Annotated in this window: 18 protein-coding genes; 5 read left to right on the top strand and 13 right to left on the bottom strand. The window is 71.9% G+C overall.

Features of this window, described 5'->3' with window-relative positions; all coding sequences use genetic code 11:
* Positions 1-50 precede the first annotated feature (50 nt).
* Complete coding sequence (locus CUC05_RS07060) at positions 51-398, bottom strand: hypothetical protein (RefSeq protein ID WP_108665358.1); 348 nt, start codon at positions 396-398, stop codon at positions 51-53.
* Positions 395-2,524, bottom strand: a complete 2,130-nt coding sequence (locus tag CUC05_RS07065; protein ID WP_108665430.1) for a heavy metal translocating P-type ATPase — start codon at positions 2,522-2,524, stop codon at positions 395-397. The genes CUC05_RS07060 and CUC05_RS07065 overlap by 4 nt, the downstream gene beginning before the upstream one ends.
* A gap of 116 nt (positions 2,525-2,640) precedes the next feature.
* Between CUC05_RS07065 and CUC05_RS07070 the strand changes: the two genes are divergently transcribed.
* Positions 2,641-2,841 carry a hypothetical protein gene (locus tag CUC05_RS07070; RefSeq protein ID WP_108665359.1) on the top strand — a complete coding sequence of 67 codons (201 nt, stop codon included), beginning with the start codon at positions 2,641-2,643 and terminating at the stop codon, positions 2,839-2,841.
* 2 nt (positions 2,842-2,843) lie between these two features.
* Here the strand turns inward: CUC05_RS07070 and CUC05_RS07075 are convergent, their stop codons facing one another.
* The 4 genes from CUC05_RS07075 to CUC05_RS07090 all read right to left on the bottom strand — a co-directional run bounded on the left by CUC05_RS07075 (position 2,844) and on the right by CUC05_RS07090 (position 7,370).
* Positions 2,844-5,849 carry an AfsR/SARP family transcriptional regulator gene (locus CUC05_RS07075; protein ID WP_157965310.1) on the bottom strand — a complete coding sequence of 1,002 codons (3,006 nt, stop codon included), beginning with the start codon at positions 5,847-5,849 and terminating at the stop codon, positions 2,844-2,846.
* Between the two features lie 96 nt (positions 5,850-5,945).
* Positions 5,946-6,281 (bottom strand): cupredoxin domain-containing protein, encoded by a 336-nt coding sequence (locus CUC05_RS07080; protein WP_157965311.1) that lies wholly within the window; start codon positions 6,279-6,281, stop codon positions 5,946-5,948.
* 23 nt (positions 6,282-6,304) lie between these two features.
* Positions 6,305-6,679 (bottom strand): c-type cytochrome, encoded by a 375-nt coding sequence (locus tag CUC05_RS07085; RefSeq protein WP_108665362.1) that lies wholly within the window; start codon positions 6,677-6,679, stop codon positions 6,305-6,307.
* 31 nt (positions 6,680-6,710) lie between these two features.
* Positions 6,711-7,370: an MBL fold metallo-hydrolase gene (locus tag CUC05_RS07090; protein ID WP_108665363.1), complete on the bottom strand. Its 660-nt coding sequence runs from the start codon at positions 7,368-7,370 to the stop codon at positions 6,711-6,713.
* A 119-nt stretch (positions 7,371-7,489) separates the two neighbouring features.
* Here CUC05_RS07090 and CUC05_RS07095 point away from each other — a divergent pair, with 119 nt between their 5' ends.
* Positions 7,490-8,353: a serine protease family protein gene (locus tag CUC05_RS07095; RefSeq protein WP_205712179.1), complete on the top strand. Its 864-nt coding sequence runs from the start codon at positions 7,490-7,492 to the stop codon at positions 8,351-8,353.
* Positions 8,354-8,518: 165 nt separating this feature from the next.
* Complete coding sequence (gene uvrA / locus CUC05_RS07100; protein ID WP_240606206.1) at positions 8,519-11,389, top strand: excinuclease ABC subunit UvrA; 2,871 nt, start codon at positions 8,519-8,521, stop codon at positions 11,387-11,389.
* Between the two features lie 18 nt (positions 11,390-11,407).
* Here uvrA and CUC05_RS07105 read toward each other — a convergent pair whose 3' ends face one another.
* Positions 11,408-12,034 (bottom strand): protein-L-isoaspartate(D-aspartate) O-methyltransferase, encoded by a 627-nt coding sequence (locus tag CUC05_RS07105; RefSeq protein ID WP_205712180.1) that lies wholly within the window; start codon positions 12,032-12,034, stop codon positions 11,408-11,410.
* Positions 12,035-12,203: 169 nt separating this feature from the next.
* On the opposite strand from CUC05_RS07105, the gene CUC05_RS07110 reads away from it, so the two are divergent.
* Both CUC05_RS07110 and CUC05_RS25285 read left to right on the top strand, forming a co-directional pair.
* Positions 12,204-12,680, top strand: a complete 477-nt coding sequence (locus tag CUC05_RS07110; RefSeq protein ID WP_108665365.1) for a dsRBD fold-containing protein — start codon at positions 12,204-12,206, stop codon at positions 12,678-12,680.
* A gap of 137 nt (positions 12,681-12,817) precedes the next feature.
* Positions 12,818-14,188, top strand: coding sequence for a protoporphyrinogen/coproporphyrinogen oxidase (locus CUC05_RS25285; RefSeq protein WP_205712181.1), 1,371 nt, complete (start codon positions 12,818-12,820; stop codon positions 14,186-14,188).
* Between the two features lie 67 nt (positions 14,189-14,255).
* Here CUC05_RS25285 and CUC05_RS07120 read toward each other — a convergent pair whose 3' ends face one another.
* From CUC05_RS07120 to CUC05_RS07145, 6 genes are all read right to left on the bottom strand, one after another.
* Complete coding sequence (locus tag CUC05_RS07120) at positions 14,256-15,833, bottom strand: cell wall-binding repeat-containing protein (protein ID WP_108665366.1); 1,578 nt, start codon at positions 15,831-15,833, stop codon at positions 14,256-14,258.
* 89 nt (positions 15,834-15,922) lie between these two features.
* Entirely contained in the window at positions 15,923-17,587 is a 1,665-nt protein-coding gene (locus CUC05_RS07125; protein ID WP_108665367.1) for an ABC transporter permease, read from the bottom strand.
* Positions 17,571-18,569, bottom strand: coding sequence for an iron ABC transporter substrate-binding protein (locus CUC05_RS07130; RefSeq protein ID WP_108665368.1), 999 nt, complete (start codon positions 18,567-18,569; stop codon positions 17,571-17,573). The genes CUC05_RS07125 and CUC05_RS07130 overlap by 17 nt, the downstream gene beginning before the upstream one ends.
* A 30-nt stretch (positions 18,570-18,599) precedes the next feature.
* Positions 18,600-21,713, bottom strand: a complete 3,114-nt coding sequence (locus tag CUC05_RS07135) for a lysylphosphatidylglycerol synthase domain-containing protein (RefSeq protein WP_108665369.1) — start codon at positions 21,711-21,713, stop codon at positions 18,600-18,602.
* Positions 21,714-21,726: 13 nt separating this feature from the next.
* Positions 21,727-22,353, bottom strand: coding sequence for a cupredoxin domain-containing protein (locus CUC05_RS07140; protein ID WP_108665370.1), 627 nt, complete (start codon positions 22,351-22,353; stop codon positions 21,727-21,729).
* A 55-nt stretch (positions 22,354-22,408) separates the two neighbouring features.
* Complete coding sequence (locus CUC05_RS07145; RefSeq protein ID WP_157965312.1) at positions 22,409-23,386, bottom strand: NAD-dependent epimerase/dehydratase family protein; 978 nt, start codon at positions 23,384-23,386, stop codon at positions 22,409-22,411.
* Between the last annotated feature and the right edge of the window lie 12 nt (positions 23,387-23,398).

The raw sequence follows: 23,398 nt of genomic DNA on the forward strand, positions 1-23,398 counted from the left end.
TTCAGGCGGGGGGCCGGGGGACGGCGTCATCGGGATGTGGGTCCGAGGGGTCATGGGCTCCAGCCCAGCACGGCTGCCCCGAGGGTCAGGGACGCGTACCAGACGAGCAGCGCCTGGAGGACCACGAGTGGGACCAGACGGGGGTGGCGATGGCTGATCCGGGCGGCCAGCAGCGCGTGGGCGACCCACAGCGCCTGGACCACCAGGACGGCCCAGCCGGGGGCGATCAACCCGGATGCGGAGAAGGGGAAGAACCAGATGCCGATCAGGGCGGTCCAGCCGATGCCGGCGAGCGCCCGGTCGAGGAGGACGGCACCCCGTGACCGTGGCGCGTGGCCACCGAACCAGAGCGGTGGCCACGGGCGTGGGGTGGGGGCGACGGGCGGGGCGTGGGTCACCGCCGCCCTCCTGGGGTCAGGTCGACGCGGCGCAGCAGCTGGGCGTTGGCGGCCACGACGATGGTGGACAAGCTCATCAGCGTCGCCCCGACCGCCATCGGCAGGACGAACCCGGCGAAGGCGAGGACGCCAGCGGCGAGCGGGATGGCGAGCAGGTTGTACCCGGCGGCCCACCACAGGTTCTGGATCATCTTGCGGTAGCTGGCCGCGGACAGGCGGCGCACGCCGAGAACGCCGCGGGGGTCGTCGGATGCCAGCACGACGCCGGCGGACTCGATGGCGACATCGGTGCCGGCGCCGATGGCGATGCCGACGTCGGCGCGTGCCAGGGCAGGTGCGTCGTTGACACCGTCGCCGACCATGGCCACCACGTGGCCGCGGGCTTGAAGCGCCGCGACTGCGGCGTCCTTGTCGGCTGGCAGCACCTCGGCGAAGACCTCGGTGAGGCCCAGCTCGTCGGCGACCGCCTCTGCCACCTGGCGGGCATCGCCGGTGATCATGCCGACGGTGATCCCCAGGCGCCGCAGCTCGGCGACCGCCTCCCGGCTCTCCGGTCGGATCTCGTCCTCTAGGGCGAGGCTGCCGAGGACGACGCCGTCGCGGATGACGTGCAGCACGGCGGAGCCGCGTCGCTCCCATCGGCTGATCTGACTGGCGAGCGCCTCGGAGATTGCGACGTCCAGCTCGCGCAGCAGTGCCGGACCGCCGACGGCGACGGTGGCCCCGTCGACCTGGGCACGGACACCGCGGCCGGCGAGCGGCCTGAAGCCGGTTGCCGTAGGCGCACGAAGGCCTCGTGTGGCCGCCGCAGCGACGATGGCGCGGGCGAGGGGGTGCTCGCTGTCGGCTTCGACCGCGGCGGCCAGGGCCAGGATCTCCTCGTCGTCACCGCTGACGGATGCGACGTCCACAACGGTGTGCGCGCCTCGGGTCAGCGTGCCGGTCTTGTCGAACAGCACCGCGTCGACGGTGCGCATCTGCTCCAGCGCCAGCCGGTCCTTGACCAGGATGCCGCTGCGGGCGGACTTGGCGGTCGAGATCGACGTCACCAGCGGAATGGCCAGGCCCAGCGCGTGCGGGCAGGCGATGATGAGGACCGTGACGGCCCGTGTGAGCGCGTTGGCTGGCTGGCCGAGCAGGGTCCAGACCAGCATGGTGAGGGCACCGCTGGCCAACGCGACGTAGAAGAGCAGCGCGGCGGCCCGGTCGGCGAGGACCTGGGTCCTGGAGCGGGATAGCTCCGCCTCCGCGACCAGGCGCTGAATGCCGGCGAGGGCCGTGTCGGCGCCGACCGCGTCGACCCGCAGTCGAAGCGCGCCATCCGTGGCGACGCTGCCGGCCACGACGCGGTCGCCCTCGGCGCGCGCGACGGGGTTGGACTCACCGGTCAGCATTGACTCGTCGACATCGGCGGTGCCGGAGACGATGGTGCCGTCCACTGGGATCCGACCGCCGGGGCGGACCAGGACGACGTCAGCCATCCGCAGATCGGCGACCGCGACGCGGATGGTGCTGCCGTCCGCCGACACTCGTTCGGCGTCGTCGGGGAGGAGCTCGGCAAGGGCGGCGAGCGCGCCGCGGGCCTGGCCGATGGCGCGCATCTCCAGCCAGTGGCCAAGGAGCATGATGACGATGAGGAGGGACAGCTCCCACCAGACCTCGACAGAGAACCATCCGAGGCTGGCGGCCATGCTCGAGCCGAACGCGACGGTGATCGCCATCGAGATCAGCAGCATCATCCCCGGAGTGCGCTCGCGTGCCTCGGCGATCCCGCCGGTCAGGAACGGCCAGCCGCCGTAGAGGAACACCAGCGTGCCGAGCACGGGGGAGATCAGCGCGTCACCGGTGAAGTGCGGGAAGGAGTAACCGAACCACATCTGGAGGTTGTGGCTCATCGCGACGACCGGGATCGCCAGCAGCAGTGAGAACCAGAAGCGGTCGCGGAACAGGGCGGCGTGGTCACCGTGCCCGGCGTGTCCGGCGTGTCCGGCGTGCGCGTCGTGATCAGGGGTGTGGGTGACGGTCAGGTCGGCGGGGGCGGCCCCGTGGTGGGCAGGGCCGTGGTGGGCGGCCCCGTGGTGGGCAGGGCCGTGGTGGACAGGATCTGGTGTTGTGGTGGTGCGCATGACGGCAGCATGCGGTGCCTCGCCGTCCATCGACTGTCCAGCCGCTGTCCACGCCGCCGGGCTGCGGTGCCGGAGCCGACAGGCCCCGGACATTCCCACGCGGCAACGTCGGTGTCATGGACGAGCTCGAGCTGATCGTCGTGGGTGTCGACGACCGCGAATCCCTCCGGCGGGTCAGTGCATGCATCCGCGACGTCGAGGGCGTCGTCACGCTGCTGGTCGACGCCCGCACGGGCCGGGTCCGCATGGGTGGCACCGCCTCCCGCGACGCGGTCTGCCGGGCGATCGTCGAGGCAGGCTTCCGCATCGAGCCGTGACCTCAGACGCAGTCCGCGCACTCCTCGACGTCGCGCTGCTGCACGGCCGGGGCCGGCAGCCGGTGCAGGCGGCGCAGCGACGAGGCCCGAGCCAGCATGGCGCTGCAGCGCACACCCTCGCCGTCGCGCGCCGCAACCCGCGCGAGCTGCTCGCAGGACGCAGCCGTGACGCCCACGTCGGCGTGCCGCTCCCCGGCGTCGAGCGCCGCCAGCAAGACCGCGGTCACCTCGCCCGGGTCCACGGCGTCGTCGTCCAGCAGCGCTGCGCCGAGCCCAACCCTCGCTGCGGCCGCGTTGATCTCGACGCCCCCGGCGTCCAGGTGCGCGATCGCCTCGAGGTAGCGGGCCTTCGCGGCTGGACGGTCGCCTCGCAGCCGGGCTGCCGTGCCGCGGCCGAGTGCGATCAGCCCTTCGGAGGTCGCATCCGGGACCTGCACGGCGACCTGCTCGGCCTCTGACAGCTTGCGCTCCGCCGTGACGGGGTCCCCACGGTGCAATGCTGACTCGCCGAGCTCCACGAGCGCCCGCAGGAGGTTGTTCGGCAGGCCGCACTCGGTGGCGACCGACACGACCTCCGACAGGAACCGCTCGGCCTCGTCGGTCCGGCCCGCAAGACGCATCGCCATGCCCAGGTGCAGCCGCACCGCCGAGCGTCCCCAGGCGTCGCCCAGCCGATCGAAGGCCGCGGCGGCGCGCTCTCCCAGCCCGATCGCCGCATCCGGGTCTCCCGCGTGCATCCGCAGCTCCATCTCGACGAAGTCGGCCAACGCCGATCCCCAGGCGTCGCCCACGGCGGCCAGCCGAGCTCGCGCAGCCGCGGCCTCGGCCACGGACGGCAGCGGGTCGGCGGCGGCGACGCCTTCGACGGCTGCGAGCAACGCCGAGACGGCCGCGGGACCCTCCAGGCCGAGGTCCTCGAGGAGCGCGCGGCTCTCTCGCGCGGCCGCCGCGGCGTTCGCGTGGGGGTGCACGATGCAGCCGGCGGGGCGCAGCACCAAGGACAGCGACTGCAGCGCCCGCGCGCGTGCCTCCGACGGGCGCGGCGGCGCGGCGGCGAGCATGGTGGCCAGCCGCCCTCGTCCGTCGGCTTGTCGGCCGACGTACCAGTACCAGCCGAGCGAGGCGGTCAGCCGCAGCCCGAGGTCGGCCTCGTGCTCGGTGTGCGCCTCGGCCCAGTCCAGAGCTGCCCGCAGGTTCGCCTCCTCCACGCCCACCAGCAGCAGCCAGCGCCGCTGGTCGGGGCCGCGGAGTCCTTGTTCGGCCTCCTCGGCGAACCGGGTGAAGAAGTCCGCGAGGCGTCGGCCGGTGCGCTCGGCGTCGTCGGGGTCGGCGCGGAGCTGCTCGGCGGCGTACAGCCGGACGGTCTGCAGCAGGCCGAACCGGCCGTCGTCGGTGAGGGTGACCATCGACTGCGCGACGAGCCGGTCGAGCAGGTCGAGGACGACGACCCCGCGTTCGGCACACACGTCTTCGGCCGCCTCCACCGTCCAGCCACCGGCGAAGACGGACAGCCGGCGCACCAGGCGTTTCGCCTCCTCCGACAGCAGGTCGTAGCTCCAGTCGATGACCGCCCGGAGCGTCTGGTGACGTGCCTCCGCAGTCCGGGGTCCCGCGGTGAGGACGCCGAAGCTGTCGTCCAGACGTGCGAGCAGCTTCTCGGGGACCAGGACGCCGACGCGCGCCGCGGCGAGCTCTATGGCCAGGGGCATGCCGTCAAGACGCTCGCAGATCTGCGCCACCACGGGGTCGTCCTCGGAGATTCCAAGCCCGGGTCGCACCGCGTGGGCGCGGGCGACGAACAGCCTGGAGCCGTCGGCCGGGGGCAGTGGCGGCAGCGGCACCTGCACCTCCCCGTGCACGCCGAGTGCCTCACGGCTGGTGGCGAGGACGCGGACGCCGTCGCCGGCGCCAAGCAGGTCCTCGACCACGTGCGCACACGCGTCGATGAGGTGCTCGCAGTTGTCCAGCAGCAGCAGAACCCGGCGCTCGTGCAGCCAACGGCGGACGTGGGTAGAGGGATCGGCGTCGGGCCCGACGTCGAGGCCGATAGCCCGCGCGATGGCGGTCGGGATCGCCGCGCCGTCGGCCAGCTCAGCGAGGCGGACCAGCCAGCAGCCGTCACGGTGGGCGCTGGTCAGTTCGCGTGCGAGCGCCAGCGCGACGGTGGTCTTGCCCGCACCTCCCGGACCGGTGACCGTGACGACGCGGTGTACCGCGAGCGCCTCGCGGAGCTGAAGCAACTCGGCCTGGCGTCCGATCAGCGGGTGCAGGGCGGCTCCGATGTTGCCGCTGGTCGCCTGCGCGGCTGCCGGCGGCGCGAGCGCGGGGTCGTCGGCCAGGATCTGGCCCTGCAGCTGCCGGAGCGCGGCCGACGGCGGGAGACCGAAGCCCTCGTCGAGCACGCGGTAGCCGTCCTGGTAGATCTCCAGCGCCTCGGCGGTGCGGCCGCTGCGGTGCAGCGCGAGCATCAGCTGGCCGCGGAGCCGCTCCCGCAATGGATGCGCGGCAAGCAACGCCTGCGCCTCGCCGATGACCTGCTGGTGGCCACCTGCGGCCAGACGCTGCTCCAGCAGCTCCTCCAGCGCGTGCGCGTGCAGCTCCAGCAGCCTAGTGCTTTCGGTCCGGGCCCAGTCCAGCTCGATCATGTCCTGGAACGGGTCGCCACGCCACAGCGCCAGCGCCTCGGTGAACCGCCGGGCCGCCAGGAGCCGCTCGAACGCCACGAGGTCGACCTCGACCCCGTCGGCGAGGCGGTAGCCGGGCGGCTCGTGGATCACGGCCCCCGGAAGCGCCCGGCGCAGCTTGGCGACGCGCACCTGCAGCGCGTTGACCGGGTCGGCAGGCAGTCTCGCCCCCCACAACCCGTCGATCAAGCGGTCGGCGCTGACCGCACGTCCTCCGGCCGTCGCCAGCATCGCCAGTAGGCTCCGCTCCGCCAGAGGCAGTGGGATCGGCGGGGAGTCGGGGTCGAGCCGCACCGCGAGCCGGCCGAGCACATCGATCTGCACCACGCCCTCCTCGCATGGACGGTCCCCACGGCCAGCCGTGGAGAGGAAAGACTAGTCGCTGATCTCCGCCCTGCCCCGGTGCTTCGGAGCATTCCCTCACCTGACTCGCAGTCTTGCCTCCATGCCTGCTTCCCGGTGGCCTTCGAGCGCGCAGTAGACGTCGTATTCCCCGGCGGGGAGTGCGGGGAGCCGATAGGGCACCGATGCGTCCTCGAACACGGCAAGATGTACAAGGATGTCGTCGGGCAGGCCGTCGACGGTGAAGTCGTGTGGAACGGTCCCTGTGTTGGTGAGGGTGAGCTCGAACCCTTCGGTGTCGGCGGGAAGGTTGATCGTGGTCGGCCGGTAGGCGAAGTCGTCCATGACCAGCTCGTTCGTGGTCACCGGTGACTGGCAGCCGGCGCCAGCCACGGCGACGATGGCAAGGAGCACCCGAAGCGTGCGCACGGGCTGGACTAGTCCAGGAGGCCGGCGGCCTGCTGCTGCGCACGGACGTAGGCGACGATGTCGGTCACGTCGTCGTCGCTGACTCCGTCGATCGGGGGCATCGGCCCGAAGCTCCAGTGGTGCGGCTGGACGCCGTTGCGGACGGCGAAGAGAAATGAGATGTCGGCGTGATGGTTGGGGAGGTAGACGGCGTCGAGGTGCGGCGGTCCTTGGTCGGTTCCGCGCAGGTCGGCGCCGTGGCACTGAGCGCAGTTGGCTTGGTACAACTCCTCACCGACGGCGACATCGGCGGTGGCCCCGTCGATCGGTCCGTCCGTTGTGGGAGTGCCGGCGCAGCCGGCGAGGAGCACGAGCAGGGCGGCCGCCGGGAGATGTGCGCGCATACCCCCAAAAGGTATCGCGGAGCGTGACGTGTCACCATCCACGCTCCCGCCACTCGTCCAGCTTGGGCCGTTCAGCCCCCAACGTCGTGTCATCACCATGGCCCGGGTAAACCCACGTCTCATCGTCTAGAATGAAGAGGCGCTCGGTCACAGCCCGATACGCAGAGTCAAATTCCTCGGGACTTGTGGTCCTGCCAATCCCGCCCGGGAAGAGGGTGTCGCCCGTGAACAGGTGGCGTTCGCCCAGCAGGACCGACATCGAGCCAGGGGTGTGGCCGGGGTTGTGGATCAGCCGAACCGACGTCTCCCCGAACGAGATGACGTCGCCGTCGTCGACGTGGCGCGACGCCTCCACGGGGATCATGTCGGCGTCGGCCGCATGGTGGACCACCTCGGCCCCGGTGGCCGCGGCGACCGCCTCGAGCGCCTGCCAGTGGTCGCCGTGCCCGTGGGTCGTCAGGATCGTCGTCACCGTCACCCCGGCGTCGGCGATCGTGGCCAGCAGGGCATCGGCGTCGTTGGCGGCGTCGATCAGCAACGCCTCGCCCGCCGACGACAGCAGGTAGGCGTTGTTGTCCATCGGGCCGACCGACTGCTTGCGGAGGACCACCTCGGTGCCGTCGTCGAGGGCGACCGTGCGCTGGGCAGCCGGTCCGCCGGATTCCACGTGACCGTTCTCGGGATACGTCATGGCGCCGTTCTACCCGACGACCCCGCAGAGAAAAGTTCGACCACCGCTGTTAACGAAACGCAGGGTGCGCCGTCTACCCCCCGAACACGCCGCACCACCTACCCAAGGACACCCTGCTCGTGACCCCTGCCCGCCGCACCCTGCTCGCGCCCGCCGTGGCGACCCTCCTGGTCCTCCTGCTGGCCCTCGCCTCGACCCCGGCCGCCGCCGACCCCCAGTGGGCCTCCGTCGACGACGCCACCATCCACCCCGGGGTGCAGATGTACACCGACGGCGCCCAGTGCACCGCCAACTTCATCTTCTACTCCACCGACTCCCAGACCGGTGAGGTCGCCGACATGTACATCGGCTACGCCGCACACTGCGCCGGACTCGGCGAGGCCACCGACACCAACGGCTGCACCACCACCTCGCTGCCGTACGGCACCGAGGTCGAGATCTCCGGCGCCAGCCAGCCGGGCACCCTTGCCTACTCGTCGTGGCAGGCCATGCAGGACGTCAACGAGACCGACGCCAACGCCTGTGCCGGCAACGACTTCGCGCTGGTCCTGATCGACCCCGCCGACCACGACAAGGTCAACCCCTCCATCCCGTTCTGGGGCGGTCCGCAGGGCATCAACACCGACGGCGTCTCCTTCGGTGAGCGCATCTACTCCTACGGCAACTCCAGCCTGCGCCCCACCGACTCCATCCTGTCCCGCAAGGAGGGCTACGGCGTCCAGACCGGTACCGGCGGCTGGCTGCACACCGTCTACACGACCAGCCCCGGCATCCCCGGTGACTCCGGGTCCGCCTACCTCGACAGCGAGGGCCGCGCCCTGGGCGTCGTCTCCACCCTGGCGTTGGCCCCCCTCGCCCTGTCCAACAACGTCAGCGACCTGAACAAGGCGCTGGACTACGCGATCACCAACGGCGGCATGGACATCCAGATGGCCGAGGGCACCGAGGCGTTCGACCCCGGTCTCGGCACGATGCTCGGCTGATCCCGCCTCAGCACGACATCACGCCGCAGGGCCGACCCGGGGAGGGGCGGCCCTGCTGGCGTTTTCGGACCGAACTCGTACACTCGTTCGAGTGACGTCTGCATCGTTCCGGCACGTGGGTTGCCATGTGGATCCCGTTGTCGCCCCGGGTAGGTTGGGCAAGCCGTGACTTCAGCCCGCCCCAGCCCCGTTTCCGCCCCAGCTGACACGCTCCGCATCGCCGGCGCCCGAGAGCACAACCTCAAGGACGTCGACCTGGAGCTCCCTCGTGATGCCCTGATCGTGTTCAGCGGTCTGTCGGGCTCCGGGAAGTCCAGCCTCGCCTTCGACACCATCTACGCCGAGGGCCAGCGTCGCTACGTCGAGTCGCTGTCCGCCTATGCCCGCCAGTTCCTGGGGCAGATGGACAAGCCCGACGTCGACTTCATCGAGGGCCTCTCCCCGGCCATCTCGATCGACCAGAAGACCACGTCGAAGAACCCGCGGTCGACCGTCGGGACGATCACCGAGGTCTACGACTACCTCCGCCTGCTGTTCGCCCGCATCGGCAAGCCCCACTGCCCCAAGTGCGGCCGCCCCATCACCCGTCAGTCGGCCGAGCAGATCGTCGACCAGCTCGAGGCCATGCCCGAGGGCGAACGCTTCATGGTCCTCGCGCCGGTCGTCCGGGGCCGCAAGGGCAACTACTCCACCCTCATGAAGGAGCTGTCGGCCAAGGGCTTCGCTCGTGGACGGGTCAACGGCGAGATCGTCGACCTGGCCGATCCGCCGGACCTCGAGCGCTACGAGCAGCACGACATCGAGGTGGTCGTCGACCGGTTGGTCGCGAAGGGCAGCGAGAACCGGCGCCGCCTGACCGACTCCGTCGAGCAGGCGCTCGACCTGGCCGAGGGCGTCGTCGCCGTGCTCACCGTGCCCAGGGAGGGCGAGGGCGAGCACACCATCTACTCCGAGCACCTCGCCTGCCCCTACGACGGGTTGTCCTTCGACAAGCTCGAGCCGCGCTCGTTCTCCTTCAACACCCCCTACGGCGCCTGCACCGCTTGCGACGGCCTCGGCATCCGCAAGGAGGTCGACCCCGAGCTGGTCATCGCCGGTGAGGACGTGTCCATCGCCGACGGCGTGCTGATCCCGTTCTCGACGGGACCACAGCAGCGGTACTTCGCCCAGGTGCTGGCCGCCGTCGGCGAGGTCAAGGGCTTCGACGTCACCACCCCGTGGAAGAAGCTCAAGGCCCAGCACAAGCGGGTCCTGCTGCACGGCATGGACAAGAAGGTCCACGTCTCCTACAAGAACCGCTACGGCCGCCAGCGCAGCTACAACGCCCAGTTCGAGGGGGCGATCCCGTGGCTGCAGCGCAAGTACCTCGAGACCGACTCCGACTACCAGCGGGACAAGATCGAGGAGTTCATGCGGGAGGTGCCGTGCCCCACCTGCAACGGCGCCCGGCTGCGTCCCCTCCCGCTGCACGTCCTCATCGACGGCAAGTCGATCGCCGAGGTGTCGGCCCAGTCGATCCTGGAATCCGAGGCGTTCTTCGCCGCCCTCGAGCTCGACGCCCGCGACTCGATGATCGCCGCGCCGGTCCTCAAGGAGATCCAGGAGCGCCTGCGGTTCCTGCTCGATGTCGGGCTGGACTACCTGACCCTCAGCCGCGCCGCCGGCACCCTCGCCGGTGGCGAGGCGCAGCGCATCCGCCTGGCCACCCAGATCGGGTCCGGCTTGGTCGGCTGCCTCTACGTCCTCGACGAACCGTCCATCGGCCTGCACCAGCGCGACAACGAGCGGCTGATCGAGACCCTCATACGCCTGCGCGACCTGGGCAACACCGTCCTCGTCGTCGAGCACGACCGCGCGACCATGGAGGCTGCCGACCACGTCGTGGAGATCGGGCCCGGGGCTGGGGAGCACGGCGGCGAGATCGTGCACACCGGAACCCTCAAGGGCCTGATGGACAACGAGAAGTCCATCACCGGCGCCTACCTGTCCGGCAAGCGGCGGATCGAGATCCCCGAGACACGACGCAAGCCGAAGAAGGGCCATCACCTGACGGTCCGGGGCGCGCGAGAGCACAACCTGCAGAACGTGTCGGTGAAGTTCCCGCTGGGGGTGTTCACCGCCGTCACGGGCGTGTCGGGCAGCGGCAAGTCGACCCTGGTCAACGACATCCTCAAGCGGTCGCTGATGCGCCACGTCTACGGCTCCCGGGTGGTGCCCGGCGCCCACCGTGGCATCGACGGCCTGGAGCAGGTCGACAAGATCGTCGGCATCGACCAGTCGCCCATCGGACGGACGCCCCGATCCAACCCGGCGACCTACACCGGGGTGTTCGACCACATCCGCAAGCTGTTCGCCGCCACCCAGGAGGCCAAGGTCCGCGGCTACCAGCCGGGTCGGTTCTCCTTCAACGTCAAGGGCGGGCGCTGCGAGAACTGCAAGGGCGACGGCACGATCAAGATCGACATGCAGTTCCTGCCCGACATCTACGTGCCCTGCGAGGTCTGCAAGGGCGCCCGCTACAACCGCGAGACCCTCCAGGTGCACTACAAGGGCAAGACGATCGCCGATGTCCTGGACATGCCGATCGAGGAGGCGCTCGGGTTCTTCTCCAACCTGACCGCCATCGCCTCGCACATGCAGACCCTGGTCGACGTCGGCCTGGGGTACGTCCGCCTGGGGCAGGCCGCGACGACGCTGTCCGGTGGTGAGGCCCAGCGGGTGAAGCTGGCGTCGGAGCTGCGGAAGCGGTCGACCGGGCAGACCGTCTACATCCTCGACGAGCCGACCACGGGGTTGCACTTCGAGGACGTCCGACGGCTGCTGGACGTCCTGCACCGGCTGGTCGACAAGGGCAACACCGTCATCGTCATCGAGCACGACCTCGAGGTCGTCAAGACCGCCGACTGGATCATCGACCTCGGCCCCGAGGGCGGATCCGGCGGTGGCACCATCGTCGGCGAGGGCGCGCCCGAGAAGATCGTCGAGACCGCGAACAGCTACACGGGCAAGTTCCTGGCGCCGCTCCTGCAGGGCTGACCGCCGGGCCGGGGTGCGTCAGTCGTCCTCGGCGAACCCCTCGCGACCGATGAGGGGCACGAAGCGCACCGACATCAAGTGCTCGGGGCCGACGATGTCGGCCCCGTGCCGGACCCAGCGTTGCAGGCTCGACCGGGACGGCGGCCCGACGGGGATCACCAGCCGGCCACCGTCCGCCAGCTGGTCCAGCAGCGCGGGCGGGACCCGAGGACCGGTGGCCCCCACCGTGATCGCGTCGTAGGGCGCGTGGTCGGGCCACCCCAGCGTGCCGTCGCCCACGACGAGCCGGACGTTGCGCAGCCCCTCCAGCGCAGCGGTGGCGGTGTGCACCAACGACGGGTGGCGGTCCACGGACACCACCGAGCGAGCCAGCCGGGACAGGATGGCCGTCTGGTAGCCCGAGCCGGTGCCGACCTCCAGCACCGAGTCCCGGTCGGTCAGCCCGAGCGCCTCGACCATCCGCGCGATCAGCGACGGTTGGCTCGTGGTCTGTCCCTCACCGATGGGCAGGGGGGCATCGCGCGTTGCCTGGCGCCGTTGTCCCCGGGGGAGGAAGGACGCGCGGTCGACCTCCCGGACGGCATCGAGGACCCGACCGTCCCGGACGCCGGCGTCCCGGCAGGCGTGCACGAGCGAGGCGGTCACGGGCGGCTCCTTCCACAGGTGGTGGACCTCGACCATAGAGGTCGACGGGCGGGCGACGTCGCTCGGCGCGGATCGGCGAGTGAACAAGATTCATCAAGTGCTGGACGGGGTCGTCCGACCGGGCGTACGGTGCGAAGGAGGGGTCGCCTGCCGGAAGAGGAGAACTGCCATGAACGCCCGACCCGGAGACCGGATCTGCGTCAACTCGTCGAGCCCGTCAGCACCACCGCGGATGGGGACCGTGCTGGACGTCAAGCCGGGGGTCAGCTCACCCCTGTACCGCGTGGCCTGGGACGACGGCAGCGAGACGACCCTCGTCCCCAGCATGGGTGCCGCCGTCGTCACCGCCGACCACGCCCACCACGACGACGTCCCGGAGGCCACGTTCGGCTGCCACATCGACGTGGTCCTGCGGGAGACGGACGGGGAGTGCCGGGCTGTCGCCACGCTGGTCACGCCGCGCGGCTCGTTCAGCGCCGAGGGCGAGTCCCACCGCCACCCCGATGACACCGACGTCCCGATGATCGGCGAGGAGCTGGCCATGGGCCGTGCGCTGAAGCATCTCGGCAGGCAGCTCACCGCTGCGGCGATGGAGGCCATCGAGGACCACGAGTCGCGGCCCATCCACCTGCTGAACCCCATCTAGCGACCCCTCGCGGCGGCACCACCCGGCCACACGACCGGGAGGGCAGCAGCGCGTGTGTGCCTAGGCTTCGTCGAAGCCATGGTCATCGCCCCCGCCCCGTTCCCCGTCCAGCTGCCCACCGTGCGACGGGAGGGCTCGTGACGGCGTCCACCGAGGTGCTGGTCGTCGGTGGCGGACCTGCGGGGTTGGCCGCCGCCCTCCTCGCGGCCCGCGAGGGGCATCGCACCGTGCTGCTGGAGGCAGGCCACCGCGTCGGAGGGATGGCTGCCAGCGTGGAGATCGCGGGCCAGCGCGTCGACCTCGGCAGCCACCGCCTGCACCCCGCGGCATCCGCAGGGTCGATGGGGCTGCTCCGCGAGCTGCTGGGTGACGACCTGCAGGAGCGGCAACGTCGCGGGCGCCTGCGGCTGCAGGATCGCTGGGTGAAGTTCCCGCTCGAGCCGCCCGACCTGGCGCGCAGCCTGCCGCCACGCACGGCCGCCGCCATCGGCGCCGACCTGGTGACCGGCGCGGTCCGACGCGAGCGGCCCGCGGTCGACACCTACGCCGACGTCGTCAGGGCCAGGCTCGGGCCGACCGTGCTGAGGGACTTCCACGGACCGTACGCGCGGAAGCTCTGGGGTGTCGAACCCGAGGTGCTGGCCGGTGAGCTGGCGCGCCGTCGCATCGCCCTCACCGGGCTCGGGGACGTGGTCGCCAAGCTGCGACGAACGGCGACCCCGACCGGCCGGCGGTTCCTGTACCCCCGGCTGGGCTACGGCCAGATCGTCGAGCGCCTGGCCGAGGAAGCAGCACGCAGCGGTGCGGACCTGCGCATCGGCAGCCGGCCGGTCGCGGTGACCCCGGGTACCGACGACGTCGAGGCGACCCTCGCGGACGGCACGACCATCCGCGCCGGACGGGTGCTGTGGACCGCCCCGCCGACCGCGCTCGCCGACGCCGCGGGCCTGCCGGACGTCCCGCTCGCGCACCGCGGTGTCGTGCTGGTCTACCTGGTGGTCGATGCCGACCGCTGGCTGGACTGGGACGCCCACTACGTGCCGACCATCGGCGTGCCCTTCGTCCGGCTGTCGGAGCCCAAGAACTACCGCGACGGTCCTGACCCCGACGGCGTCACGGTCCTGTGCGCCGAGGTGCCCTGCACCGCCGGTGACGAGACGTGGTCGGCCAGCGACGACGAGCTCGGCGCGATGGTGCTGGACGGCATGGCCCGGCTCGACCTGCCCACGCCCCGCGTGGAGGGCGTCGAGGTCATCCGCCTGCCCAGCGTGTACCCGCTGCTCACGGCTGACGGGATCGACGAGGTCACGCGTGCGCAGCGGCAGGTGGAACGGCTCGACGGGATCACCGTCCTTGGCCGTCAGGGACTCGGCGTGGCCGACAACCTGCACCACGTCCTCGACATGTCCCGCGCGGCCGTGGCGTGCCTGGGGCCCGGCGGCGGCTGGGACCGGCGCCGCTGGGCCCGGGCCCGCGCCGGGTTCGACGACCACGTCGTCGAGGACTGACCGACGACGCAGCGGAACGGGCCGCCCCCGATCGGGGCGGCCCGTTCACGATCGTGCGACCGCTCGGCTAGGTCCATTCGGCCTTGCCGACGCCGTACTGCTCGACCGGTGTGCCGTTGGCGTCCAGGTCGAGCGCACCGTTGCCGTTGCCGTCCACGACGACGAGGACGGTGCAGTCCGGTGCCTGCGAGGCCAGGCGCACGTCGATGTCGCCGTCCTCGTCGACCTCGGCGAGGTGGATGGTGCTGTCCCGGACGTCCTCACCGTTGACCTGCGCGATGCGCGCCTGTCCGGTGTCGGTGGTGGCGAAGCCGTCGGCGTCGCCGTCGTCGTCGGCATCGACGAAGGTGTCGACGTCGGCGCCGGTCACGTCGGCGTTCTCGCACGGGAAGACCACCAGGTCCAGCGGACCGTCGATGGGTTCCCCGTCGTAACGGCGGACGACGGTGAAGTCGTGCACACCCGGTGCCTCGGTGCTCAGCGCCTGCTGGGGCGTGACCGTGTAGGTCTGCGTCATTGCCGGGGTGTCCTCACCGTCGTCGCCGTCCCCGGAGCAGGACTCGGCGAGCCCCTCGGCCCCGTTGGCGACATCGAGCGACACGGCCTCGGTCCCACCCACGACCTGCAGGACCTCGAGGGTCGGGCAGTGGTCGCTGAACCACGTTGCGGCGTGTTCGCCGAGGAGGTCACGGTTGGCGGTCAGCAGGATCGGCGCCTCGAGCCGCCCGGACAGCTGACCGGCGGTCACGGCGTCGGGAAACGCGTCACCTGCGGCCAGCATGGCGGTGGTGTCCTCGAACCAGCCGGCATCGATGAACCAGTCGGCAACGATGGCGGCGGTGTCGGTGCGGTTGATGCCACCCAAGCGGGTGGTCAGGCGACCCTCGCGTTCGATCTCGGCCAGGACGTCGTCGCTGATGGCGTCGGGGCCACCGACGGCGATCACGTGCTCGGGATCGAGATCGATCAGCGCGTCCTGCGTCGCCTCCGGGAGGGTGTCCGGATCGGTCAGCAGGAGGGGGATGGCGCCGTCGTTGGCGGGACCGCTGATCGACAGGGCGTCGGGGAAGTCAGTCCCGCTCGCCAGCGCAACGGTCGGCATGTCGTCAGCACCGAGCTCGGGCAGTCCACCGGCGATGGAACGAGCGGTCCGGGCGATGCGTGCGGCGGACTCGTACGGGTCGTCGTCGCCGACACGAGTGACGGCCCAGCGCTCGGAGAGTGCGTCCTCGACGTCGCTGCTGATCGCCGCAGGGCCACCCAGCAGGGTCACGCGCTCGGCGCCCATGGTCGTCAGGGCGTCAGCGGTGGTGTCGGCGAGGAAGCCAGGGGGCGTCAGCAGCATGGGGGCGTCGAGCGCTCCGGCCAGCGCCGCTCCGGCGAGCGTGTGGGTGAAGTCGTCGGACGGACCGATGACCACCTCGTCGCTGCCCTCGGGATGCGCACGTTCGGCGACGGCGACGGCCGTCTCCAGGCGGGTGGGGCCGTCGGCGCGCGCAGGCTGCACGTCCTCGACGGCCGACGCGATGGGCGCGACGACCAGGCCGGTGACGGCCAGGGCGAGGATCGCCAGGACGGCCACCACCGAGGCGCGGGCACGGCCGCCCATCGGTCGGTGGGAACGGTGTTCGTTCACGGTGTTCACGAGGTCACTCCTCACTGGATCGCGTGAAGTGGCTGTACTCGAACGCCTACCCGGGTCCCCCGGGGGACCGAAACATCGCCTCGTGGGGATCAGGCCAGGGCGTCGGTGCGGCGCAGCACCAGCAGCCAGGTCAGCACACCCGACAGCAGGACCAGCACCAGCGCGACGATGCTGGCCTCGGCCCAGAACGCGTCCTGCGTAGCAGCCCACACGTCGGTCGCGAGCGCGCGGAAGCCCGGCGGGCTCAGCAGCAGGGTGGCGGGAAGCTCCTTCAGGGTCGACAGCAGCACCAGGCCCCCACCGGCCAGCACCGACGGCAGCATCATCGGCAGCTCGACCCTGAGCAGCCGACGCAGGCGGCCGGCCCCGAGGGTTCGGGCGGCCTCGACGACGCTGTCGGGCAGCGCCTCGACGCCGACCTGCGACGCACGCAACGACTGCGCCCCGAAGTGCACGACGTAGGCGATCACGAGCAGCGGCAGCGTCTGGTAGAGCGATGCGACGACGCCGGGACCGCGCAGGACGAAGAAGGACAGGCTCAGGGCGATGATCAGGCCCGGCAGGGCGAAGCCGGTGATGACCAGGCCGTTGGCGGCGTCGGCCGCACGTCCTCGGCGACGCACCGTCAGGAACGCGATGGGCAGGACGACCACCGCCGCGACGACCGCGGCCAGGATGCCGGCCGTGGCGCTGCCCAGCAGGGGGGACAGCAGCTGGGCCGGGTCGCTCAGCACCGAGCTGGCCCGGGTGCTGCCGGCCGACAGCCCGCGGACGGCCCAGTAGACGAGCACCACCAACGGACCCACCAGCGACGCCACGGTCACCCCCGCCACGAACAGCAGGCCCAGGGGCCGCCGTCGGCCCATCGTCCAGCGCAGGCCCGTGCGACCCCGCACCGCCGACTGACGGTCGAGTCCGCGCAGGCGGGTCGTCGCTGCCCGCTCCAGCGCCGCGGTCAGCAGGGCGAGGACGCCGAGCTGCAGGGCGAACGCGCTGGACACGGGGCGGTCGAGCAGGTTGCCGAAGATCACGCGGGTGAGCGTGTCGTAGCGCAGCAGCTGCGGCAGCCCGAAGTCCGACACGGCGTAGAGGAACACCAGCAGCGCCCCGGCCAGGATCGCGGGGGTGACCTGGGGGAGGACGACCCGTCGGAAGATCGCGGCCGGCGACTTCCCGAGCAGCCGCGCGGACTCCTCGAGGTTGGCCGGCAGCTGCCGGAGCCGCGCGACGACGAGCAGGAACACGTAGGGATAGGTGAGCAACGTGAGGATGGCAAGCGCCGCCCAGAACCCCTCGACCGCCGGCAGGGACAGGCCGAGGACCTCGTCGGTCAGCCCACCGGGTGCCAGCGCGGCCTGGATCGTGAACGCCCCGATGTAGGACGGCAGCACGAGGGGAAGCGCCAGCAGGATCCCCCAGGCCTTCGCGCCGGGGAGGTCGGTCCGAGCCACCAGCCATGCACAGGCCGTGCCCAGCACCGAGGTGGTCAGGGCCACGCTGGTGCCCAGCAGCAGGCTCCGCCCGAGGGGGGCGAGGTTCGACGTGTCGGTCAGCGCCTCGACGACCGGGGTGCCGAGCGTCCACGACTGCTGCACGAGGAACAGCAGCGGCAGGGCGAAGACGGCCGCGAGGGCCAGCGACCCCACGCGGAGGCCGCGCCCACCCGTGTCGCCCGCGGGCCGTCGAGGCACGCCGAGCTCGGCCCCGTCCTCGGAGGACGGGGCCGCGACGACCTGATCAGCTGGCGAGGCCACTCTCCCGGATCAGCTCCAGCGTGTGTTCGAGTCCGCCACCGAGCTCGTCGATGTCGAACGGGGGAACGTCCAGCGTAGCCAGCGGCGGGACCCCGTCGGCCGGGTCCACCCCGACGGCCAGCGGGTACTCGAAGGTTTCCTCGGCGAAGTAGGTCTGCGCCTCCTCGGCCAGGAGGAACTCCACGAGCTGCCGGGCCTCGTCGGCCCGGTCGGTGCCCTCGATCACGCTGATGGGCGAGGCGATGAGCAGCGCGCCGATGTCGTCGCCGGCCAGCAGGTGGTTGCGCGACGGCAGGTCCGGGTCCTCGTCGAGGAACCGGTAGTTGTAGTAGTGGTTGACCAGCCCCATGTCGACCTCGCCGCGACCGACGGCCTCGACGATGGCGTTGTTGTTGGCGTAGGTGGGGGCGCCCGTCTCGACCAGCCCCTCCAGGAACGCCACGGTGCGCTCCTCGCCCTCGACCTGGACCATCGCGGTCACGAAGTCCTGGAAGGACCCGTTGGAGGGGGCGACGGCGACCCGGCCGGCGAGCGGCGGCTCGAGCACCTCGAAGACCGACTGCGGCAGCTCGGCCGGGTCGACGAGGTCCTGGTTGTAGACCAGCACGCGCTGCCGGCCGCTGACGCCGACCCACAGGCCGTCGGCGTTGCGGAAGCGCTCGTCGACGAGGTCGAGGGTCTCCTCGCCCAGCGGCGCCAGCAGGCCCTCGCCCGACAGAAAGCCGGTGGCGCCCGGGGACTGGCTGTAGAACACGTCGGCGGGGGTCCGATCACCCTCCTGCTGGATCAGCAGCGCGAGCTCGGCGGAGTCACCGTAACGAACCTCCACGGAGATGCCCGTCTCCTCGGCGAACCGCTCGAGGATCGGGTTGACGAGGCTGGATCCGCGACCCGAGTAGATGGTCACGGCATCGCTGCCTCCGCTGCTGCAGCCGGCGGCGAGCACGAGCAGGAGGACGGGGACGAGCAGGAATCGGCGCATGGAAGGGCCTCGGATGGAGTGGCGGATGGATCAAGTGGCCGGTCGGGTGTCGGCCAGCGGCGGCGGGTTCAGCTGTCGCCAGACGGTCGGGACGACCCGACGCAGGTAGCGGCCGAGCCGGACGAAGCTGCGACCGGACTCGCGGAACCGGTAGGTGATGGGGACCTCGGCGTAGCGGTAGCCGCGGCCGACCAGGTCGATGGTCAGGACCTGGGCGTAGTTGTAGTCGTGGGGGATCCGGGCGTCGGCGGCCGCGGCAGGGGAGAACGCGCGGTAGCCGGTCTGCCCGTCGCTGACGGGTTGGCGGACGGTCCAGCGCACCCATGCGGTCAGGACGAGGTTGCCTGCCCGCCGGTGCGGCCGCATCCACTCGATCTGCCCGGCGAACCGGCTGCCGCCCACGTAGTCGGCGTCACCGTCGAGGATCGGCCCGACGAGGCTGCCGAGCTCGGCGGGGTCGTACTCGCCGTCGGCGTCGCAGAACGCCACGGCGGCAGCCCCCTGCTCGACCGACCATTCGAGGCCGGTGCGCACGGCGGCGCCCAACCCCAGGTTGGTCGGGTGCGGGACGACGACGGCACCGGCTGCGGTTGCCTCCGCGACCGTGTCGTCGGTCGAGCCGTCGTCGATGACCGCCACCACGACCGGGTGGCCGTGCACGGTCGCCGGGGCGCGCCGGACGACGTCGGCGACCCGTGGACCCTCGTTGTGGGCGGGCATGAACAGCACCACCGGCGCGTCGAGGTCGGCCGGGGCGGCCGGAGCCGGGCGGGGGATCGCCCTGCGGGGAAGCCGGAGGTTGCCGACCAGGCCGGGGGCGGGCACGCCGAGCGCGATCGCGCCGACGGCAAGGCTGTAGGCCGTCTTGACCGCGTGCAGGCCGATGGCGATCGCCAGGCCGGTGGCGACCGGGACGCCGGCTGCGGCCAGGCCCGCGGTGGCGGCGGCCTCGTAGGACCCGAGGCCACCGGGGGCGACCGCGACCAGCTGTCCGGCGATGGCTGCAGCGAGGACGACGACGGACTCGGCCGCGGTCAGCTGGACGCCGAAGACGCTGGCGACCTCGTGGACCAGCACGGCCTCCAGCAGCCAGGCGGCGGCGGTGAGGGCGATGACCGAGAGGCCCGGCAATTCGCCGCCGGTCGGCAGGGGGCTGGCCGTGTCGGCCACGCGTGTGGGGGAGGGGCGACGGGCGATCACGAGCCAAGCGGCCACACCCAGCGCCGCCACGACGCCGGCGGCGATGCCGCCCACCGGGCCGAGCAGGCGGGTGACGACGGCGGGGCCGGCCAGCAACCCGAGGACCAGGAGCACCAGGACGTCACCGCTGCGCAGCAGCACCGTCGACGCGGTCGCCGCGCCGGCCTCGATGCCGGCCCTGCGCACGACCGACACGATGCGAAGCGGTTCGCCGAGGCGCAGCGGCAGGACGTGGTTGCCACCGAGCGCGAGGTGGATCCCCGCCAGCGCCTGCCCGAACCCGAGACGGGGGAGCACCCGTTGCCAGGCAACCGCTCGCAGCACGAACGCCAGGCCGAACGCACCGACGCCGACCAGCAGCCGAGCGGGCGACGCCGACAGGGTGTCCCATGCAGTTCGCAGCGCCGCGGTGTCGACCGTGCGGACGCCCCACACGGTCACGGCGACCACCAGCACGGACCCGACGGCGACCACGCCGGCACGGGCGAGGCGTCGGACATCAACCGCCTCTCGAGTGGCAGGCACGACATCGGCGTGACCGACGCGGCGCCAGGCCAGCATCGCGGACGCGAGCAACGCGACCGCCCAGACGGCCAGCAGCACGTCGTCGGCGATGCCTGCGCGGCGGCCGTCGGGCAGCAGGCCCACCAGCAGCCGGCGGATCGGCGACGCCGAGTCGGCGAAGTCCACGATCAGGACGGGACCGCCGGTGGAGGCTTCGACCGCCAGCCAAACCCAGCCGACGACGCCGGCGAGCAGCGCGGCCAACCCGCCGGCCATCGCGGCGCGCGAGGACACCATGGCGTCGGCAGCCCTGGCAAGGACGATCACGAGCAGCGGCAGGACGACGACGACCTGACGGCCCGGTGACCACCAGCCGTGCATCGTCAGGGCCACGAAGGTGGCGGTCAGCCAGCCGGCAGCCGCCGGGGCGAGCAGCACCCAGCGGTCGGAAGTCCGCTGCCGCAGGACGACGGCGATTGCGGCGGGCAGCGCGAACCATGCCGGGGTCCATGCGGCGATACCGAAGTCGGCGTCCACCAGCAGGCCGACGAGACGGCGGGCGCGCCCCAGCGGGTTGGGGGCGTTGCCGACCACCGACAGCTCACCGCTGGAGACGAAGTGGTCACCCGCGGCGTAGACGGTCCAGCCGCCGAACCAGAGATGGTGCAGCCCGAGGTAGGCCACGCCGGCAACCCCGAACACCGCAGTGGCGATCACCACCGTGCGCCGGTGCCCCGCGCGCCACCAGCGGATGCCGGCGAGCAGCGCCACGACGGCTGCGACCGGGGCGTACTTGACGGCCAGCCACGGCAGGGCAACGACCGCCGTGACGAACCCGAGCAGGTGGAGCGGCCCGACGCGGGGCGCGGTGAGCAGGGCCACCGCCGCCATCACGGCCAGGGCCGCGGGCACCTCCGGATAGACCTGGGTGCCGTAGCTGGCCAGCGGCATCGCCGCGGAGAGGCCACCGACGACGATCCCGGCCACCGCCGGTCGGACGTCGAACCGCTGGACGGCCACCCAGGTGGTCAGTCCGGCCAGCAGGGCCGCCAGGACAGCGAGGGTCGCCTTCGCGGCTGGCCATGCGGCGGACGGCGGGAGGGCCATCGCCGGGGCGAGCAGGACCCCGAGGAGTGGATCGTGGGGGCTGACCCGTCGGCCGGCCGCGTCCAGCGGGGTGGTCTGCTCGTCGAGCGCGATCTCGTGGAAGGGCCTGAACGCGCCCTCCTCGATCTCGTCGGCGATGTCGAGGGAGCCGTCCTGCGCCAGGCCGAGCGCGGTGAGCAGGTAGTAGGGCTCGTCACCCGACGTCCGCGCGCCGTAGGTGGCGCGGGCGCCCAGGCCCACGAGGGAGCCGACCAGCGCCACGAGGGCGCTGGCCACGACCCAGCGGGTCAGCAGGGCGCGGCTCGAGGCCTGCCCGGCGCGGACGTCAGTCATCACGGTGCAGCCGTCAGGAGACGGTCAGCGTGCCCTGCATGCCGAGCTCGTAGTGGGTCTCGCCGTCGGCGGTCTCGATGATGCAGAAGAGCGTGTACTCGCCGGGCTCGAGCTCGTAGGTGGCGTTGCAGGTCTGGCCGGGGCTGAAGGCCTCCAGCTCGAAGGCACCGGCCTCCTCGAGGGCAGCCTCGTCGGGGGCGCCGTCGGTGAAGGGCACCTCGCCACCGCCGGGAAGGAACGCCAGCTCGTGGTTCTCCGCGCCCTGGTTGTCCAGCGCGAACGTCACGATCCCGGCGGGGGCCTCGACGGCCTCGGGCTCGTAGCCGTAGTCCACGGCGGCGATCTCGATGGTTTCGACGGCCTCGGACTCCAGCTCGGGGTTCACGGGCGCACAGGCCAGCTCGCCGGTGCCGGTCGCCGATGCCGACGCGGACGCGGAGGACGACGATGACGACGACGAGGAGGATGAGGACGAGGAGGAGCTGCTGCCCTCGGTCTCGCCGATCGTGGTCACCGACGCGCCGTCGTCACTGCCGCAGGCGGTCAGCACGAGGGCCGACACGATGGCGAGCACGAGGGCCCGGAGCATCGGTCGCGAGCCGGTCGCGGGGGTGGTCGTGGGCATGGTGCGGGAGGGCATGGGTGTGTCCAGTCGTTCGGGGATCGTTGGTGATCGGTGGTGCGGGCCGGCGCGCTCAGGAACGGCGCGGCACCGACAGGGGGGAGCCGGGGCGCACGTCGGTGAAATCACACGACAGCTGGTCGCGGAGGCCGTCGACGAGCGCCGTCCGGGGTTGCCAACCGAGCAGCCGTTCGGCACGTGACAGGTCGGCCCAGGTCTGGCGGGGGTCGCCCGGGACGGCGCTGACCGGCTCGACGGGCACCGGTCGACCGCACAGCTGTCCCACGGCGTCCAGGGTCTCGGCCAGCGAGATCGGTCGACCGCTGCCGACGTTGACGACCGTACCCGGGCGAAGGTTCGCGTCGAGCGCCCGTGCGGTCGCCTCGACCACGTCGTCGACGTGGGTCATGTCGCGCGACTGCGTGCCGTCCCCGCGAAGCGGGAAGGGGGGCCCGCCCCGGAGGGCCTCGACCATCCGGGCGACGGCCATGTCGGGACGCTGCCGTCGGCCGTAGACGCTGAAGTACCGCAGGGCAACCGCGGGAACCCCCCGCAGCGCGTAGGCGCCGACGAGCATCTCCAGCGTGGCCTTCGACACGCCGTAGGGGCTGATGGGGCGCAGGGCCACGTCCTCGCGGACGGGGCCGTCACCGCCGGCCTCGCCGTAGACCGAGCTCGAGGACGCCATGACGATCGTGCGCAGCGGCGCGTCGAGGGCGGCTTCCAGCAGGTGCTGGGAGAGGGCGACGTTCTCCTGCAGGTGGTCATCGAAGCCGTCGGCCCAGCTGGTCTGGACGCCCGGCCTGCCGGCGAGGTGGACGACGGCGTCGACGCGGCGAAGGAGCGCCGGCAGGTCGAGGTCGGCCAGGTCGGCGACGACGACCTCCAGCATCCCGGGGTCGGCGTGCTCGGCCAGCTCCGCCACGGTGCGGCCACGGCGGGCATCGGGCACACGGTCGACGACGACCACACGGTGGCCGTCGTCCAGCAGGCGGGTGCACAGGGACGCGCCGATGAACCCGGCGCCGCCCGTGACGAGTACGGAGGACATCATCGAGAGGTT

This window comes from Euzebya rosea (assembly GCF_003073135.1).
Lineage (GTDB): Bacteria > Actinomycetota > Nitriliruptoria > Euzebyales > Euzebyaceae > Euzebya > Euzebya rosea.

What these genes read in the sequence shown, in the direction of transcription:
- CUC05_RS07065 (WP_108665430.1), bottom strand. Translation starts at nt 2,524, where the DNA reads ATGCGCACCACCACAACACCAGATCCTGTCCACCACGGCCCTGCCCAC.
- CUC05_RS07070 (WP_108665359.1), top strand. Translation starts at nt 2,641, where the DNA reads ATGGACGAGCTCGAGCTGATCGTCGTGGGTGTCGACGACCGCGAATCC.
- CUC05_RS07085 (WP_108665362.1), bottom strand. Translation starts at nt 6,679, where the DNA reads ATGCGCGCACATCTCCCGGCGGCCGCCCTGCTCGTGCTCCTCGCCGGC.
- CUC05_RS07090 (WP_108665363.1), bottom strand. Translation starts at nt 7,370, where the DNA reads ATGACGTATCCCGAGAACGGTCACGTGGAATCCGGCGGACCGGCTGCC.
- CUC05_RS07110 (WP_108665365.1), top strand. Translation starts at nt 12,204, where the DNA reads ATGAACGCCCGACCCGGAGACCGGATCTGCGTCAACTCGTCGAGCCCG.
- CUC05_RS07130 (WP_108665368.1), bottom strand. Translation starts at nt 18,569, where the DNA reads ATGCGCCGATTCCTGCTCGTCCCCGTCCTCCTGCTCGTGCTCGCCGCC.
- CUC05_RS07135 (WP_108665369.1), bottom strand. Translation starts at nt 21,713, where the DNA reads ATGACTGACGTCCGCGCCGGGCAGGCCTCGAGCCGCGCCCTGCTGACC.
- CUC05_RS07140 (WP_108665370.1), bottom strand. Translation starts at nt 22,353, where the DNA reads ATGCCCTCCCGCACCATGCCCACGACCACCCCCGCGACCGGCTCGCGA.
- CUC05_RS07145 (WP_157965312.1), bottom strand. Translation starts at nt 23,386, where the DNA reads ATGTCCTCCGTACTCGTCACGGGCGGCGCCGGGTTCATCGGCGCGTCC.